This window comes from Pseudomonas sp. GW822-FHT07A10, assembly GCF_058798795.1.
The window spans coordinates 201,305-217,635 of record NZ_JBXAKV010000011.1 but is presented as its reverse complement, the minus strand read 5'-3'; the positions used below and the strand labels follow the sequence as shown (position 1 = coordinate 217,635).

Below are 16,331 nucleotides of genomic sequence, written 5' to 3'. Positions count from 1 at the left end.
CTATGTTAAACCGCGAGCTCGAAGTCACCCTCAATCTAGCCTTCAAGGAGGCTCGTTCGAAGCGTCATGAATTCATGACCGTCGAACACCTGCTGCTGGCCCTATTGGATAATGAGGCTGCCGCTACCGTTTTGCGTGCCTGCGGCGCAAACCTCGACAAACTCAAGCATGACCTGCAGGAGTTCATCGACTCCACCACGCCATTGATCCCCTTGCATGACGAGGATCGCGAAACCCAGCCAACCCTGGGCTTCCAGCGTGTACTGCAACGTGCTGTCTTTCACGTACAGAGCTCGGGCAAACGCGAAGTGACTGGCGCCAACGTGCTGGTCGCGATCTTCAGTGAGCAAGAGAGTCAGGCAGTGTTTCTGCTGAAACAGCAGAGCGTTGCGCGCATCGATGTCGTCAACTACATCGCCCATGGCATTTCCAAAGTGCCGGGGCATGGCGATCACTCTGAAGGTGAACAAGATATGCAGGACGACGAGGGCGGTGAGTCTTCTTCTTCAGGCAATCCTCTGGATGCTTATGCCAGCAACCTCAATGAACTCGCGCGCCAGGGTCGTATCGATCCATTGGTAGGCCGTGAGCTCGAAGTCGAGCGAGTCGCGCAGATCCTGGCGCGTCGTCGCAAAAACAATCCGCTGCTGGTGGGTGAGGCGGGCGTGGGTAAAACCGCGATTGCCGAAGGCCTGGCCAAACGCATTGTCGACAACCAGGTGCCGGACCTGCTGGCCAACAGCGTGGTGTATTCCCTCGATCTGGGGGCCTTGCTGGCTGGAACCAAATACCGCGGTGATTTCGAGAAGCGCTTCAAGGCGTTGCTCAATGAACTGAAAAAACGTCCGCAGGCGATCCTGTTCATCGACGAGATCCACACCATCATCGGTGCGGGCGCTGCGTCCGGTGGCGTCATGGATGCCTCGAACCTGCTCAAGCCATTGTTGTCTTCGGGCGATATTCGCTGCATCGGTTCGACCACGTTCCAGGAGTTCCGCGGGATCTTCGAGAAGGACCGTGCCTTGGCCCGGCGCTTCCAGAAGGTCGATGTGTCGGAGCCTTCGGTGGAAGACACCATCGGTATCCTGCGTGGCCTGAAAGGGCGTTTCGAGCTCCATCACAACATTGAATACAGTGATGAAGCCCTGCGCGCCGCTGCCGAACTGGCGTCGCGTTACATCAATGACCGGCACATGCCGGACAAGGCCATCGACGTCATCGACGAGGCGGGTGCCTATCAGCGTCTGCAGCCAGTCGAGAAGCGCGTGAAACGCATCGAAGTGCCTCAGGTCGAGGACATCGTTGCGAAAATCGCGCGAATTCCGCCAAAACACGTCACCAGCTCCGACAAAGAGCTGCTGCGGAACCTTGAGCGTGACCTGAAACTCACGGTATTCGGCCAGGATGCGGCGATCGACTCACTGTCGACCGCGATCAAACTGTCCCGTGCCGGCCTCAAGTCGCCTGACAAGCCCGTCGGTTCGTTCCTGTTCGCAGGCCCGACCGGCGTCGGTAAAACCGAAGCTGCGCGGCAGCTGGCCAAGGCGTTGGGGGTCGAGCTGGTTCGCTTCGACATGTCCGAGTACATGGAGCGCCATACCGTATCGCGTCTGATCGGTGCGCCTCCAGGCTATGTCGGGTTCGACCAGGGCGGTCTGCTGACCGAAGCCATCACCAAGCAGCCTCACTGCGTATTGTTGCTCGATGAAATCGAGAAGGCGCATCCGGAAGTCTTCAACCTGCTGTTGCAGGTCATGGATCACGGTACGCTGACTGATAACAACGGGCGCAAGGCAGATTTTCGTAACGTGATCGTCATCATGACGACCAACGCCGGTGCCGAGACTGCAGCGCGTGCTTCGATCGGTTTCACCTATCAGGACCACTCGTCCGATGCGATGGAAGTGATCAAGAAGAGTTTCACGCCGGAATTCCGCAACCGTCTGGACACCATTATCCAGTTTGGTCGCCTCAGTCATGAGGTCATCAAAAGTGTGGTGGACAAGTTCCTTACCGAACTTCAGGCGCAACTGGAAGACAAGCGTGTGCAGCTGGAAGTGACTGACGCTGCACGCAGCTGGCTGGCGGCGGGTGGCTACGACACGGCAATGGGCGCTCGACCAATGGCGCGCTTGATTCAGGACAAGATCAAGCGTCCGCTGGCGGAGGAGATTCTCTTTGGCGAACTGGCCGACCATGGCGGTGTGGTGCACATCGACATCAAGGACGGCGAGCTGACTTTCGAGTTCGAGACCACGGCTGAAATGGCCTGACGTTAACTGCAACAAAGCAAAAGGCGCCGAAAGGCGCCTTTTTGCTGTCTGCCAGATGTGATCGTTCCCACGCTCCGCGTGGGAATGCCTCAACGCACGCTCCGCGTTCGGCATTGCGCACAAACAAAAACGCCCGGCATAGCCGGGCGTTTTGTATTGACTTGATTAGCGAGCGCGGTAGGTGATGCGCCCTTTGCTCAAGTCATAGGGCGTCAGCTCGACGCGCACTTTGTCGCCGGTAAGAATACGAATGTAGTTCTTGCGCATCTTGCCGGAGATATGCGCGGTTACGACGTGCCCATTTTCCAACTCCACACGAAACATGGTGTTGGGCAGGGTGTCGACGACAGTGCCTTCCATTTCGAAGCTGTCTTCTTTCGACATGCAGTAAAGCCCTCGGTGTCCAATGAATGGCCCGGTGCAACTGCGCCAGGCAAAAGCGGCGTGCATTGTGCCCGAAAAGTGGGGTTTAAGCCAAGGGGTTCTAGCTCAGGATGACCCAACGTTGATTAATCAGCAGTTCGATAGGGCGATATTGGGTCTTGTAGCTCATTTTTTTGCAGTTTTTGATCCAGTAGCCGAGATAGACCGCTTCCAGCCCCAGGCGCCGGGCTTCGGCAATCTGCCAGAGAATCGCGTAACGCCCCAGGCTGCGACGCTCCTCGCCGGGCTCGTAGAAGGTGTACACCGCTGACAGGCCATTGGGCAGCAAGTCGGTGACGGCCACCGCCACCAGTCGGCCTTCGAGACGAAATTCGTAGAAGCGGGAGAACGGCAGGTCACGCACCAGGAAGGTCGAGAACTGGTCGCGACTCGGCGGATACATATCGCCGTCGGCGTGGCGCTGTTCGATGTAGCGCTGATAGAGGTCGAAATACTCCTCGCTGAACTTTGGTCGGGCCGGGCGTACCTGCAAGTCGGCATTGCGTTTGAGAATGCGTTTCTGCTGACGGTTGGGGGTAAATTGCGCCACAGGAATGCGCGCCGGTACGCACGCATTGCAATTCTGGCAATGGGGCCGGTAGAGATGATCGCCACTGCGACGAAAGCCCATTTCCGACAGATCTGCGTAGACATGCACATCCATGGGCTGACTGGGATCGAGGAACAGCGTAGTGGCCTGCTCCTCGGGCAGATAACTGCAAGAGTGGGGCTGAGTGGCATAGAACTTCAAACGCGCCAACTCGGTCATGATCAACCCTCGGGATAAACTTTTGATAAGGGGACGCTCTCAATTCGTCTCCCCGCATTAAGTGTAAGCCACACGGGCCAATGTCGCTCAGCAAACCCAGGTGGCACTACTGGGTTGATCCAGGTGCCGGGCAAGGTAGCCGGCAAACTCGGTGCGGGGAATCGCTCGGGCGCCCAGGCTGTGCAGATGATCGGTGGGCATCTGGCAATCGATCAGCACAAAACCTGAGTCTTTCAGATGTCGCACCAGCATGGCAAAGCCATATTTGGAGGCGTTGTCGGCGCGGCTGAACATCGACTCACCGAAAAACAGCTGTCCCATGGCCAGGCCGTAGAGCCCGCCGACCAGCACGCCATCGTCCCAGACCTCCACCGAATGGGCGTAGCCGCGCCTGTGCAGTTCGACGTAGGCGTCCTGCATCGCTTGGGTGATCCAGGTGCCATCGGCGTACTCGCGCGGCGCGGCGCAGGCGCTGATGACTGCGGCAAAATCCCGATCGAAGGTCACTTGATAGCGTTGTTGGCGCAGCAGTTTATTCAGGCTGCGGGAGACATGCAGTTCGTCGGGAAACAGCACCGTGCGCGGATCCGGCGACCACCAGAGAATCGGTTGGCCTTCCGAGAACCACGGAAAGCAGCCATGGCGATACGCCTGAATCAGACGGTCGGCGGACAGATCGCCGCCCGCGGCCAGCAGTCCGTTGGGGTCGCGCATGGCTTTTTCCAGCGGCGGAAAAGTCAGGGTATTGCGTTGTAACCAAGTCAGCATGGCATCCGGGCTTGCAGAAGGGGAGGGCGGTGGCGGGCCGATAAACCCGCCAGATAGAAGGTTAACCGTCAAACGCCGGGAATGTCATCGAGATACTTCTCGGCATCCAGCGCAGCCATGCAACCGGCTCCGGCAGAGGTCACTGCCTGGCGGTAAACGTGGTCGGCCACGTCGCCGGCGGCGAATACACCCTGGATGGCGGTGGCGGTGGCGTCGCCTTCGCTGCCGCCCTTGACCAGCAGGTAGCCGTTGCGCATCTGCAGCTGGCCCTGGAACAGGTCGGTGTTGGGTTTGTGGCCGATGGCGATGAACACGCCGGCCAGCGACAGTTCAGCGGTTTCGCCGGTATGGCTGTGACGCAGGCGGGCGCCGGTCACGCCGCTGGCGTCACCGAGTATTTCGTCCAGGTTCTGGTTCCAGTGCAGGCGGATATTGCCGTTGGCGGCTTTTTCGAAGAGCTTGTCCTGCAGGATCTTCTCCGAACGCAGTTTGTCGCGACGGTGAATCAGATGAACCTCCTTGGCGATGTTCGACAGGTACAGGGCTTCTTCCACAGCGGTGTTGCCGCCGCCGACCACTGCGACCACCTGGTTGCGATAGAAGAAACCATCGCAGGTGGCGCAGGCCGAAACCCCTTTGCCGGCAAAGGCTTCTTCCGATGGCAGCCCCAGGTATTGGGCCGAAGCGCCGGTGGCGATAATCAGCGCATCGCAGGTGTAGGTGCCGCTGTCGCCGATGAGCTCGAACGGGCGCTGTTGCAACTTGGCGGTATGGATGTGGTCGTAAACGATCTCGGTGTCGAAGCGTTCGGCGTGTTTCTGCATGCGTTCCATCAGCACCGGGCCAGTCAGGCCTTCGACGTCGCCGGGCCAGTTGTCGACTTCGACGGTGGTGGTCAGCTGGCCACCGGCCTGTATGCCGGTAATGACAACGGGTTTGAGGTTGGCGCGAGCGGCATAAACGGCTGCGCTGTAACCGGCAGGGCCGGAACCCAGAATGATCAGGCGGGAATGCTTCGCTTCACTCATAAAAACACCTCATAAGCCTTTGTCACAAAAGAGAATGCATGCTCAAATTGGACGGCGCGTATTGTGCTGTTGGCTATGCTGGAGCCAAGGGTCTCAAGCATGGCATTGGGCGAACAAACCCGTACAATGCCCGCTTGTAACAGTGTTTGTATCAAAAAAGCGCTGCGTACCGTATTTCGAAAAACCGGGGCACAGTGTTAAAAGTAGTCTCGGTTGGGACTGTTAACTTTTTTACCTGCCTGGATTGGGCAGTTTTTATAGTCATTCAACAGATGGACGCGCCAAGGGCGCAGGAAAAGAAGCGTTTTGAAGAAATCCACCGCAGCACCTAAAACAGTCGTTCCGCTCTGGCGCCAGCAATTGCACTACCGGCTCAAGGAAGGTGCATTGATCGCCATCGGCGCCTTGTGCCTGTTCCTGATGATGGCCTTGTTGACCTATGGCAAGGACGATCCGGGCTGGAGCCATAACAGCAAGATCGACGACGTACAGAACTTCGGCGGGCCTGCCGGCTCTTACAGCGCCGACATCCTGTTCATGGTCCTGGGTTACTTCGCCTACATTTTCCCGCTATTGCTGGCGATCAAGGCCTATCAGATCTTCCGTCAGCGCCACGAGCCATGGCAGTGGAGCGGCTGGCTGTTTTCCTGGCGCCTGATCGGCCTGGTGTTTCTGGTGCTGTCGGGCGCGGCGCTGGCTCATATCCATTTCCATGCGGCGACCGGTCTGCCGGCCGGCGCGGGCGGCGCTTTGGGTGAAAGCCTCGGCGATCTGGCGAAGAATGCCCTGAATATTCAGGGCAGCACGCTGCTGTTCATTGCGCTGTTCCTGTTCGGCCTGACGGTATTCACCGACCTGTCATGGTTCAAGGTGATGGACGTCACCGGCAAGATCACCCTCGATTTGTTCGAATTGTTTCAGGGCGCGGCCAATCGCTGGTGGGCAGCCCGTACCGAACGCAAGCAATTGGTCGCCCAGCTGCGTGAAGTCGACGATCGCGTGCACGACGTGGTTGCGCCGACGGTCACCGACAAACGTGAGCAGGCCAAGGTCAAGGAACGCCTGATCGAGCGCGAGCAGGCCCTGAGCAAGCACATGTCCGAGCGTGAAAAGCAGGTGCCGCCGGTGATTGCTCCCGCACCGCCGAAGCCGGCCGCTCCGAGCAAGCGCGTGGAAAAAGAGAAACAAGCGCCGTTGTTCGTCGACAGCGCCGTGGAAGGCACCTTGCCGCCGATTTCAATTCTCGACCCGGCGGAAAAGAAACAACTCAATTATTCGCCTGAATCCCTGGCGGCCGTCGGCCACTTGCTGGAAATCAAGCTCAAGGAATTCGGCGTCGAAGTCTCGGTAGACTCGATTCACCCGGGCCCGGTCATCACCCGTTACGAAATCCAGCCTGCCGCCGGGGTGAAAGTCAGCCGCATTGCCAACCTGGCGAAAGACCTGGCCCGTTCCCTGGCCGTGACCAGCGTGCGCGTGGTGGAAGTGATTCCGGGCAAGACCACGGTCGGTATCGAGATCCCTAACGAAGACCGGCAGATCGTGCGGTTCTCCGAGGTCTTGTCGACCCCCGAGTACGATAACTTCAAGTCTCCGGTCACCTTGGCCCTGGGTCACGACATCGGCGGCAAACCGGTCATCACTGACCTGGCGAAAATGCCCCACTTGCTGGTGGCCGGTACGACCGGTTCCGGTAAGTCGGTGGGTGTGAACGCGATGATCCTGTCGATTCTGTTCAAGTCGGGCCCTGAAGACGCCAAGCTGATCATGATCGACCCGAAAATGCTTGAGCTGTCGATCTACGAAGGCATCCCGCACCTGCTGTGCCCGGTGGTCACCGACATGAAGGATGCCGCCAACGCCTTGCGCTGGAGCGTCGCCGAAATGGAGCGGCGCTACAAACTGATGGCGAAGATGGGCGTGCGTAACCTGTCGGGCTTCAACGCCAAGGTCAAGGAAGCCCAGGACGCTGGCGAGCCGTTGAGCGATCCGCTGTACAAGCGCGAAAGCATCCACGACGAGGCACCGCTGCTGCAGAAGCTGCCGACCATCGTCGTGGTGGTCGACGAATTCGCCGACATGATGATGATCGTCGGCAAGAAGGTTGAAGAGCTGATCGCGCGTATCGCGCAGAAGGCGCGTGCGGCGGGCATCCACTTGATCCTCGCGACCCAGCGTCCGTCGGTGGATGTGATCACCGGTCTGATCAAGGCGAACATCCCGACCCGTATGGCGTTCCAGGTATCGAGCAAGATCGATTCGCGGACCATCATCGACCAGGGCGGCGCCGAACAACTGCTGGGCCACGGTGATATGTTGTACATGCCGCCGGGCACCAGCCTGCCGATTCGTGTTCACGGCGCATTCGTGTCCGATGACGAGGTGCACCGGGTGGTTGAAGCCTGGAAGTTGCGCGGCGCGCCGGAATACAACGATGACATTCTCGCCGGTGTCGAAGAGGCTGGTAGCGGCTTTGAAAACGGCGGCGGTGGCGGTGAAGATGATGCCGAAACCGACGCGCTCTACGACGAAGCGGTGCAGTTCGTCCTGGAAAGCCGTCGCGCATCCATCTCCGCGGTTCAGCGCAAGCTGAAAATCGGCTACAACCGCGCGGCGCGCATGATCGAAGCCATGGAAATGGCCGGGGTCGTAACGTCCATGAACACCAACGGTTCGCGTGAAGTCCTGGCCCCTGGCCCGGTGCGCGACTGATCCGGTATTGAAAGGGGCGGCGTCTTGAGGCGCCGCCCGCACTCCCACGAATGTTTATGAGGACTCCCATGCGTCTTATCCGCATGTTGCTGCTGCCGGTACTGGCTTTGACCACGCTCTCGGCCCACGCCGACGACAAGGACGTGGCGCGTCTGACTCAACTGCTGGAAAAATCCCAGACCCTGACCGCGCACTTCTCTCAGCTGACCCTCGACGGCAGCGGCACCCAGTTACAAGAAACTGCGGGTGAAATGTCCTTGCAGCGCCCGGGCCTGTTCTACTGGCACACCAACGCGCCGGCCGAGCAAACCATGGTATCGGACGGTAAGAAAGTGACCCTGTGGGACCCGGATCTGGAACAGGCCACCATCAAGACTCTTGATCAGCGTCTGACCCAGACCCCGGCGTTGCTGCTGTCCGGTGACGTGTCCAAGATCAGCCAGAGCTTCGACATCAGCGCCAAGGAAGCCGGCGGCGTGATCGACTTCACCCTGAAGCCGAAAACCAAGGACACCCTGTTCGACAGCCTGCGCCTATCGTTCCGCAATGGTCTGGTCAATGATATGCAGATGATCGACAGCGTCGGCCAGCGCACCAACATCCTGTTCACCGGTGTGAAGGCCAACGAGCCAATCCCGGCCTCCAAATTCAAGTTCGACATTCCCAAGGGTGCCGATGTGATCCAGGAGTAAACCTGTAGAAGCGGGCTTGTGTGGTGTTCGCCAAACTTGAGAATTGACTCGAGGTTTTAAAAGTACGTGATGGACCTGTTTCGCAGCGCCCCGATTGCTCAGCCTCTGGCCGCTCGTTTGCGTGCGGCCAATCTGGACGAGTACGTCGGTCAGGAACACGTGCTCGCTCGGGGCAAGCCTTTGCGCGAAGCCCTGGAGCAGGGAGCCCTGCACTCGATGATTTTCTGGGGGCCACCGGGCGTGGGTAAAACCACCCTGGCGCGGCTGCTGGCGGAAGTCTCGGATGCGCACTTCGAAACGGTTTCGGCGGTACTGGCCGGCGTAAAGGAAATCCGCCAAGCGGTGGAAGTCGCCAAGCAGCAGGCCGGGCAGTACGGTAAGCGCACCATCCTGTTCGTCGACGAAGTGCATCGCTTCAACAAGTCCCAGCAGGATGCGTTCCTGCCGTACGTTGAAGACGGCACGCTGATTTTCATCGGCGCGACCACGGAAAACCCCTCGTTCGAACTCAACAACGCGCTGCTGTCCCGGGCGCGTGTCTATGTGCTCAAAAGCCTCGACGAAGCCGCCCTGCGCAAGCTGGTGCATCGCGCGCTGACCGAAGAGCGCGGGCTGGGCAAGCGGCAACTGACCCTCAGCGACGAGGGCTTCCAGATGCTGCTGTCCGCCGCCGATGGCGATGGCCGGCGTCTGCTCAACCTGTTGGAAAATGCCTCGGACCTGGCCGAAGACCACAGCGAAATCGGCGTCGACCTGCTGCAAAGCCTGCTCGGCGACACCCGTCGACGTTTCGACAAGGGCGGCGAAGCCTTCTACGACCAGATATCCGCGCTGCATAAATCGGTACGCGGTTCCAACCCCGATGGCGCGCTGTACTGGTTCGCGCGAATGATCGACGGCGGCTGCGACCCGCTGTACCTGGCCCGACGCGTGGTGCGCATGGCCAGCGAAGACATCGGCAATGCCGACCCCCGCGCCCTGAGCCTATGCCTGGCGGCGTGGGAAGTGCAGGAGCGCCTCGGTAGCCCCGAAGGCGAACTGGCGGTGGCCCAAGCCATTACCTATCTGGCTTGCGCGCCAAAAAGCAACGCGGTGTACATGGGCTTCAAGGCCGCGATGCGCAGCGCTACCGAACACGGTTCGCTGGAAGTGCCGCTGCACCTGCGCAATGCGCCGACCAAGTTGATGAAGCAATTGGGTTATGGCGATGAATATCGTTACGCCCACGATGAACCGGATGCCTACGCCGCTGGCGAAGATTACTTCCCGGATGAGTTGGAGCCACAACGGTTCTATCAACCCGTGCCTCGCGGCCTGGAGCTGAAGATCGGCGAAAAGCTCAACCACCTCGCGCAGCTTGACCGTCTAAGCCCCCGACAGCGGAGAAAATAGTGATTCCCTTGATCGTTGCGGTTTCTGTCGGCGGTGTCGCCGGTACGCTGTTGCGCTTCGCCACCGGTAACTGGATCAACGCGAATTGGCCGCGGCACTTCTATACCGCGACGCTGGCCGTTAATATCGTGGGCTGTTTGCTGATCGGCGTTCTATACGGCCTGTTTTTGATTCGCCCGGAGGTATCGTTTGCGGTACGCGCCGGGTTGATCGTTGGCTTCCTCGGGGGGCTGACGACTTTTTCATCCTTTTCACTGGATACGGTGCGCCTGCTGGAAACCGGGCAAGTGCCGCTGGCCTTGGGCTATGCGGCCATCAGCGTATTCGGCGGGCTGCTCGCCACCTGGGCTGGCCTGTCCTTGACCAAACTTTGATAACGAGAAACCGACATGCTCGATTCCAAACTGTTACGTAGCAACCTTCAGGACGTAGCGGACCGCCTGGCATCCCGTGGCTTTGCCCTGGATGTTGCGCGCATCGAAGCGCTGGAAGAACAGCGCAAGACCGTCCAGACCCGCACCGAAGCTCTGCAGGCTGAACGTAACGCGCGCTCCAAATCCATCGGCCAGGCCAAGCAGCGCGGCGAAGACATCGCGCCGCTGATGGCGGATGTCGAGCGTATGGCGGGCGAGTTGAGCGCCGGTAAAGTCGAGCTGGACGCGATCCAGACCGAGCTGGATTCGATCCTGCTGGGCATTCCGAACCTGCCGCACGAATCGGTGCCGGTTGGCGATGACGAAGAAGGCAACGTTGAAGTGCGCCGTTGGGGCACGCCGAAGGCTTTCGACTTCCCGGTTCAGGACCACGTGGCCCTGGGCGAGAAGTTCGGCTGGCTGGACTTCGAAACCGCCGCCAAGCTGTCCGGCGCCCGTTTCGCCCTGCTGCGCGGCCCGATTGCTCGCCTGCACCGTGCCCTGGCGCAGTTCATGATCAACCTGCACATCAACGAACACGGTTACGAAGAGGCTTACACGCCTTATCTGGTACAAGCGCCAGCCCTGCAGGGCACCGGTCAGTTGCCGAAATTCGAAGAAGACCTGTTCAAGATCAGCCGCGACGGCGAAGCCGATCTGTACCTGATCCCGACCGCTGAAGTGTCGCTGACCAACATCGTGGCCGGCGAAATCGTCGATTCGAAACTGCTGCCGATCAAGTTCGTGGCACACACGCCGTGCTTCCGCAGCGAGGCTGGCGCGTCGGGTCGCGACACCCGCGGGATGATCCGTCAGCACCAGTTCGACAAAGTCGAGATGGTCCAGATCGTTGAGCCGTCGACCTCGATGCAAGCGCTGGAAAACCTGACCGCCAACGCCGAGAAAGTCCTGCAACTGCTGGAGCTGCCATACCGCACCCTGGCGCTGTGCACCGGCGACATGGGCTTCAGCGCGGTCAAGACCTACGACCTGGAAGTGTGGATTCCGAGCCAGGACAAGTACCGCGAGATTTCGTCGTGCTCCAACTGTGGCGACTTCCAGGCGCGCCGTATGCAAGCGCGTTTCCGCAACCCGGAAACCGGCAAGCCTGAACTGGTGCACACCCTGAACGGTTCCGGCCTGGCGGTCGGTCGTACCCTGGTGGCGGTACTCGAGAACTATCAGCAGGCCGACGGTTCGATCCGTGTGCCTGAAGTGCTCAAGCCTTACATGGGTGGCCTTGAGGTCATCGGCTAAATGGACTATCTGCCGCTGTTCCATAACCTTCGCGGCAGTCGTGTGTTGGTCGTCGGCGGGGGGGAGATTGCCTTGCGCAAATCCCGCCTGCTGGCCGAAGCCGGTGCGCTGCTGCGGGTGGTCGCACCTGAAATCGAACCGCAGTTGCGTGAGCTGGTAGCCGGCAGCGGTGGCGAGTGCCTGGTGCGTGGCTACGTCGAGGCGGATCTGGACGGTTGCGGGCTGATCATCGCCGCCACCGACGACGAACCGCTGAACGCGCAAGTCTCCGCCGATGCCCATCGGCGTTGTGTGCCGGTCAACGTGGTGGACGCGCCGGCCTTGTGCAGCGTGATCTTCCCGGCGATTGTCGACCGTTCGCCGCTGATCATTGCCGTGTCCAGTGGCGGTGATGCACCGGTGCTGGCGCGGTTGATTCGCGCCAAGCTGGAAACCTGGATTCCTTCCACTTACGGACAACTGGCCGGTCTGGCGGCGCGTTTCCGCAACCAGGTCAAAGGCCTGTTTCCGGACGTGCAGCAGCGTCGGGCGTTCTGGGAGGATGTGTTCCAGGGACCGATTGCCGACCGGCAACTGGCCGGGCAGGGCGCCGAGGCCGAGCGCTTGATGCTGGCCAAAATCAATGGCGAAGCCCCTGTAGCCACTGGCGAGGTTTATCTGGTGGGCGCCGGGCCGGGTGATCCCGACCTGTTGACCTTCCGCGCCTTGCGCCTGATGCAGCAAGCCGACGTGGTGTTGTATGACCGTCTGGTGGCGCCGGCGATTCTGGATTTGTGCCGTCGCGATGCCGAGCGGGTCTACGTCGGCAAGCGCCGCGCCGATCACGCCGTGCCTCAGGAACAGATCAACCAGCATCTGGTGGATCTGGCCAAGGCCGGCAAGCGCGTGGTGCGCTTGAAGGGTGGCGATCCGTTCATTTTCGGGCGTGGCGGCGAAGAGATCGAAGAACTGGCGGCCCATGGCATCCCGTTCCAGGTCGTGCCGGGCATTACCGCTGCCAGCGGTTGCGCGGCGTATGCCGGGATTCCGCTGACTCACCGCGATTACGCGCAGTCAGTGCGGTTTGTCACCGGGCACCTCAAGGACGGTTCCACCGATTTGCCGTGGGCCGACCTGGTCGCGCCGGCGCAAACCCTGGTGTTTTACATGGGGCTGGTGGGCTTGCCGATCATCTGCGAGCAGTTGATCAAGCACGGTCGCGCGGCCGATACCCCGGCGGCGTTGATCCAGCAGGGCACCACGGTCAATCAGCGGGTATTTACCGGCACTCTGGCCGACCTGCCACGGCTAGTGGCGGAGCATGAAGTGCATGCGCCGACACTGGTGATCGTCGGGGAAGTGGTGCAACTGCGCGAGAAACTGGCGTGGTTCGAAGGGGCTCAAGCGCAGGTCTGATTTCTGTGTTGTCTGTGTGATCGTTCCCACGCTCCGCGTGGGAACGCCGCCAGGGACGCTCCGCGTTCCGTTTCGGATGTGACGCAGAGCGTCACGGGATACATTCCCACGCAGAGTGGGAACGATCAACCTCAGGCCTTGCGCCAAACCTCTTTCCCACTCAACCGCCCCCGATCATGCGCCCCGGTGAAATCCTGCGCCGGCCCTTTAGGCACAATCCCGGTCGGATTGATGGTTTTGTGGCTGCCATAGTAGTGGTTCTTGATGTGGGTGAAATCCACCGTCTCGGCAATCCCGGGCCACTGATAAATCTCCCGTAACCAGTTCGACAGGTTCGGATAATCGGCAATCCGCCGCAGATTGCATTTGAAGTGGCCGTGATACACCGCATCAAAACGAATCAGCGTGGTGAACAGGCGAATATCCGCTTCGGTCAGGTATTCACCCGTCAGGTAACGATTCGCTCCCAGCAGTTGCTCCAACCGATCCAGCTCAGCAAACAACTCATCGAACGCTTCTTCGTAAGCCTGCTGCGAGGTGGCAAACCCGGCGCGATAGACGCCGTTGTTCACTGCTGGATATATCCGCTCGTTCAGGGCGTCGATTTCGTTGCGCAGCGGAGCGGGGTAGAAATCCAGGTCATTGCCGGTCAAGTCATCGAATGCGCTGTTGAACATGCGGATGATCTCCGCCGATTCATTGCTGACGATGCGGTTGGTCTGTTTATCCCACAGCACCGGCACGGTGACGCGGCCGGTGTAGTCGGCGGTATCGGCGGTGTAGCGCTGGTGCATGAAATTGAAATGATCGAGCTTGTCGCCAGTCGACCCGAGCCCTTTATCGAAGGTCCAGCCGTTTTCCAGCATCAACCAGCTGACCACCGACACGTCGATCAGGCTTTCAAGGCCTTTGAGTTTACGCAGGATCAGCGTGCGATGGGCCCAAGGGCAGGCGAGGGACACATAGAGGTGATAGCGACCGGCCTCGGCGGCAAAACCACCGACGCCACTCGGGCCTGGCTTGCCATCGGCGGTCAGCCAGTTGCGACGCTGCGCCTGTTCACGCTGGAACGCGCCATCCTTGCTGCTTTGGTACCACTGATCCTGCCAGCGACCTTCGACTAACAAACCCATGTGCCTGACTCCTCAACCTATAAACGTTGGAGAGGAGTCTATGCGCATAGGTTCGAACAAAAAGCGCAAAGGTTGGACTGTTATGATCGATTAAATCGATCGGTCCCGGGTGTCCCAATATTGCTGGGCGGTTTCGAAGGCTTGTTCGCGAGGCTGGCCGAGGCCGCGCAAGGCCAGGGCCATGGTCGAGATCAGCGCCATTTGCGGGTAGCTGTCGACCACGTCGCCACGCCATACGGCTTTCAAGTGCTCCGGATCCAGGCTCGCCGGTTTGACGTGGCGCTGGCTCGACAGCTGCGGCCATTCTTCATCCCAACTTTCGCCGCCGGTGGTGCCATACAGGTGACTGTCGGCGTCCGGGTTGATCTCAATTTCGCCGCCATCGCCCTTGACGACGATTGCCGTGTCCCCGAGCAGACCGCTGGCATCGCGATGCACCGCTTGGTAGCCGGGGTGGAAAATGCTTTGCAGGCCGCAACGGGCGCCCAGCGGGTTGAGAATCCGCGCCAGGGAATGGATCGGCGAGCGCAGGCCCAGGGTGTTGCGCAAGTCGATCATTCGCTGAAGTTGCGGGGCCCAGTCCACCAATGGCATGAACGCCAGACCGCCCTGATCGAGTGCCGCACCGACCTGCTGCCAGTTGCGGCACAACGGTATGTTCAGCGTCTCGAGCAGTTGCTCGCTGTACAGCCGCCCCGCCGTGTGTGCGCCGCCGCCGTGCATGAAGATGCGCACGCCGTTCTGCGCCAGGCACTTGGCCGCCAGCAGATACCACGGCAAATGCCGCTTCTTGCCTGCGTACGTCGGCCAGTCCAGATCGACCGTCAGCGCCGGGGGACTCAGGCGTTCACGCAAGGCTTCGGTGAACCCGGCCATTTCCTCGGCGCTCTCTTCCTTGTGTCGCAACAGCATCAGGAACGCGCCGAGCTGGGTGTCCTCGACCTTGTCGTCGAGCACCATGCCCATGGCTTCGCGGGCTTCGGCCCGGGTCAGATCGCGGGCGCCGCGTTTGCCTTTGCCAAGGATCCGCACGAATTGGGCGAACGGGTGCTCGGCGGGCGTTTCGAGGGTCAGCGCTGGATAGTCGGTCATAAGCAATTCGTCGGTTTGGGCAGGCCCGCCAGTTTCGCGGCGAGTTTGGCAGGGGTGCCTTTGAACAGTCGGTTCAGGTGCAGGCTGTTGCCCTTGTCGGGGCCGAGCTTCAATGCGGTGTACTTGATCAGCGGGCGGGTGGCCGGGGACAACTGGAATTCGTCGTAGAAACTGCGCAGCAGTTCGAGGATTTCCCAATGTTCCGGGCTCAACTCGATGTCTTCGGCGGCGGCGAGGGCGGTGGCCACCTCGGTAGACCAGTCGTTCAGTTCCACCAGGAAACCGTCCTTGTCCAGTTCAATGGCGCGGGCGCCAACGGTCAGGGATTTCATAGCCAACTGTTGACCTTGTCATAGTGAATCGACAGTTCGACGAAGGCCGGGTAGTCAATGGCACTGGCCCAGTCCGGAACCTGCAGAGCACGGGCCTGTGCGTCTTCGGCCAGTACGAACAGTTTCAGGTTGCGAGCATGCAAAGAGCTGAATGGCGCGGTGCCTGGCTGCAAGGCATAGGCCGCGTCGCCACTCAGCAGCAGCGCATCGTTGGGGCCGATCACGCGCAGGCAACTGCTCAGGCGCTCGTCGCCGAAAGGGGAATGAGACAACACATGCAAAGTCGACATCAGAGGGTGATCACCTGGTCGTAACGGTCAATAAGGGCGGTGATGTCCTGGGCGCTCAGTACCCGGGCTTCTTCAAGCGACAGACCTTTGGGGTCCAGGCCTCGGGCCGCTACGCTGTCAGCGCACACGAACAGGTCTTCGACGCCAAACATCGGCAAGGCTTGCAGGTTGGCGCTCAGGTCTTTCTGCTGCAACGCCTTGGCGTCCTGTTTCGCAGCGAGCTGGAACACGCCGTCATCAAGAAACAGCAGCCCGATCGGCAGATCGAAGGCGCCGCCGGCCAATACAATGTCCAGCGCTTCCCGCGCATTCGGCCCGGACCACGGCGCCTGACGGCTGATAATCAGCAAGGATTTAGCCAT

The 16,331-nt window shown here is 60.3% G+C and carries 16 protein-coding genes; 7 read left to right on the top strand and 9 right to left on the bottom strand.

What is annotated here, in order from left to right; all coding sequences use genetic code 11:
* Positions 1 to 2: 2 nt before the first annotated feature.
* A complete protein-coding gene (gene clpA / locus AC1RL4_RS19790) occupies positions 3 to 2,273 on the top strand; it encodes an ATP-dependent Clp protease ATP-binding subunit ClpA (RefSeq protein ID WP_019580086.1) in 2,271 nt (756 codons plus the stop codon).
* 165 nt (positions 2,274 to 2,438) lie between these two features.
* On the opposite strand, the gene infA is transcribed toward clpA, so the two are convergent.
* From infA to trxB, 4 genes are all read right to left on the bottom strand, one after another.
* The gene (gene infA / locus AC1RL4_RS19785) at positions 2,439 to 2,657 is read right to left on the bottom strand and encodes a translation initiation factor IF-1 (RefSeq protein ID WP_002553999.1); all 219 of its coding nucleotides are present in this window, start codon (positions 2,655 to 2,657) and stop codon (positions 2,439 to 2,441) included.
* Positions 2,658 to 2,757: 100 nt separating this feature from the next.
* Positions 2,758 to 3,465, bottom strand: coding sequence for an arginyltransferase (locus AC1RL4_RS19780; RefSeq protein ID WP_019580087.1), 708 nt, complete (start codon positions 3,463 to 3,465; stop codon positions 2,758 to 2,760).
* Between the two features lie 87 nt (positions 3,466 to 3,552).
* Entirely contained in the window at positions 3,553 to 4,233 is a 681-nt protein-coding gene (gene aat, locus AC1RL4_RS19775) for a leucyl/phenylalanyl-tRNA--protein transferase (RefSeq protein ID WP_028941277.1), read from the bottom strand.
* A 68-nt stretch (positions 4,234 to 4,301) separates the two neighbouring features.
* Positions 4,302 to 5,261 (bottom strand): thioredoxin-disulfide reductase, encoded by a 960-nt coding sequence (gene trxB / locus AC1RL4_RS19770; protein WP_018925527.1) that lies wholly within the window; start codon positions 5,259 to 5,261, stop codon positions 4,302 to 4,304.
* Between the two features lie 306 nt (positions 5,262 to 5,567).
* Between trxB and AC1RL4_RS19765 the strand changes: the two genes are divergently transcribed.
* From AC1RL4_RS19765 to cysG, 6 genes are all read left to right on the top strand, one after another.
* Complete coding sequence (locus AC1RL4_RS19765) at positions 5,568 to 7,973, top strand: DNA translocase FtsK (RefSeq protein ID WP_019580089.1); 2,406 nt, start codon at positions 5,568 to 5,570, stop codon at positions 7,971 to 7,973.
* A 68-nt stretch (positions 7,974 to 8,041) separates the two neighbouring features.
* On the top strand, positions 8,042 to 8,665 hold the full coding sequence (lolA, locus tag AC1RL4_RS19760; protein WP_019580090.1) for an outer membrane lipoprotein periplasmic chaperone LolA: 624 nt from the start codon (positions 8,042 to 8,044) through the stop codon (positions 8,663 to 8,665).
* Between the two features lie 69 nt (positions 8,666 to 8,734).
* Positions 8,735 to 10,057, top strand: coding sequence for a replication-associated recombination protein A (locus AC1RL4_RS19755; RefSeq protein ID WP_007941126.1), 1,323 nt, complete (start codon positions 8,735 to 8,737; stop codon positions 10,055 to 10,057).
* On the top strand, positions 10,057 to 10,431 hold the full coding sequence (gene crcB / locus AC1RL4_RS19750) for a fluoride efflux transporter CrcB (protein ID WP_007941127.1): 375 nt from the start codon (positions 10,057 to 10,059) through the stop codon (positions 10,429 to 10,431). The genes AC1RL4_RS19755 and crcB overlap by 1 nt, the downstream gene beginning before the upstream one ends.
* A 15-nt stretch (positions 10,432 to 10,446) precedes the next feature.
* A complete protein-coding gene (serS, locus tag AC1RL4_RS19745; RefSeq protein WP_018925530.1) occupies positions 10,447 to 11,727 on the top strand; it encodes a serine--tRNA ligase in 1,281 nt (426 codons plus the stop codon).
* Positions 11,728 to 13,122, top strand: a complete 1,395-nt coding sequence (gene cysG, locus AC1RL4_RS19740; protein WP_019580092.1) for a siroheme synthase CysG — start codon at positions 11,728 to 11,730, stop codon at positions 13,120 to 13,122.
* Positions 13,123 to 13,253: 131 nt separating this feature from the next.
* On the opposite strand, the gene AC1RL4_RS19735 is transcribed toward cysG, so the two are convergent.
* The 5 genes from AC1RL4_RS19735 to tusC form a co-directional block, all read right to left on the bottom strand.
* The gene (locus AC1RL4_RS19735; protein ID WP_019580093.1) at positions 13,254 to 14,255 is read right to left on the bottom strand and encodes a glutathione S-transferase family protein; all 1,002 of its coding nucleotides are present in this window, start codon (positions 14,253 to 14,255) and stop codon (positions 13,254 to 13,256) included.
* A gap of 90 nt (positions 14,256 to 14,345) precedes the next feature.
* A complete protein-coding gene (locus AC1RL4_RS19730) occupies positions 14,346 to 15,347 on the bottom strand; it encodes a glycosyl transferase family protein (protein ID WP_019580094.1) in 1,002 nt (333 codons plus the stop codon).
* Positions 15,344 to 15,679: a TusE/DsrC/DsvC family sulfur relay protein gene (locus tag AC1RL4_RS19725; RefSeq protein WP_028941280.1), complete on the bottom strand. Its 336-nt coding sequence runs from the start codon at positions 15,677 to 15,679 to the stop codon at positions 15,344 to 15,346. The genes AC1RL4_RS19730 and AC1RL4_RS19725 overlap by 4 nt, the downstream gene beginning before the upstream one ends.
* Positions 15,676 to 15,969 (bottom strand): sulfurtransferase complex subunit TusB, encoded by a 294-nt coding sequence (tusB, locus tag AC1RL4_RS19720; protein WP_019648483.1) that lies wholly within the window; start codon positions 15,967 to 15,969, stop codon positions 15,676 to 15,678. Before tusB ends, AC1RL4_RS19725 begins: the two co-directional genes overlap by 4 nt.
* Complete coding sequence (gene tusC / locus AC1RL4_RS19715; RefSeq protein WP_028941281.1) at positions 15,969 to 16,331, bottom strand: sulfurtransferase complex subunit TusC; 363 nt, start codon at positions 16,329 to 16,331, stop codon at positions 15,969 to 15,971. Before tusC ends, tusB begins: the two co-directional genes overlap by 1 nt.

Coding starts and splice junctions, on each gene's coding strand:
- AC1RL4_RS19735 (WP_019580093.1), bottom strand. CDS start 14,255: ATGGGTTTGTTAGTCGAAGGTCGCTGGCAGGATCAGTGGTACCAAAGC.
- lolA (WP_019580090.1), top strand. CDS start 8,042: ATGCGTCTTATCCGCATGTTGCTGCTGCCGGTACTGGCTTTGACCACG.
- clpA (WP_019580086.1), top strand. CDS start 3: ATGTTAAACCGCGAGCTCGAAGTCACCCTCAATCTAGCCTTCAAGGAG.
- serS (WP_018925530.1), top strand. CDS start 10,447: ATGCTCGATTCCAAACTGTTACGTAGCAACCTTCAGGACGTAGCGGAC.
- cysG (WP_019580092.1), top strand. CDS start 11,728: ATGGACTATCTGCCGCTGTTCCATAACCTTCGCGGCAGTCGTGTGTTG.
- tusB (WP_019648483.1), bottom strand. CDS start 15,969: ATGTCGACTTTGCATGTGTTGTCTCATTCCCCTTTCGGCGACGAGCGC.
- trxB (WP_018925527.1), bottom strand. CDS start 5,261: ATGAGTGAAGCGAAGCATTCCCGCCTGATCATTCTGGGTTCCGGCCCT.
- AC1RL4_RS19725 (WP_028941280.1), bottom strand. CDS start 15,679: ATGAAATCCCTGACCGTTGGCGCCCGCGCCATTGAACTGGACAAGGAC.
- AC1RL4_RS19780 (WP_019580087.1), bottom strand. CDS start 3,465: ATGACCGAGTTGGCGCGTTTGAAGTTCTATGCCACTCAGCCCCACTCT.
- infA (WP_002553999.1), bottom strand. CDS start 2,657: ATGTCGAAAGAAGACAGCTTCGAAATGGAAGGCACTGTCGTCGACACC.
- AC1RL4_RS19755 (WP_007941126.1), top strand. CDS start 8,735: ATGGACCTGTTTCGCAGCGCCCCGATTGCTCAGCCTCTGGCCGCTCGT.
- tusC (WP_028941281.1), bottom strand. CDS start 16,331: ATGGCTAAATCCTTGCTGATTATCAGCCGTCAGGCGCCGTGGTCCGGG.
- aat (WP_028941277.1), bottom strand. CDS start 4,233: ATGCTGACTTGGTTACAACGCAATACCCTGACTTTTCCGCCGCTGGAA.
- AC1RL4_RS19730 (WP_019580094.1), bottom strand. CDS start 15,347: ATGACCGACTATCCAGCGCTGACCCTCGAAACGCCCGCCGAGCACCCG.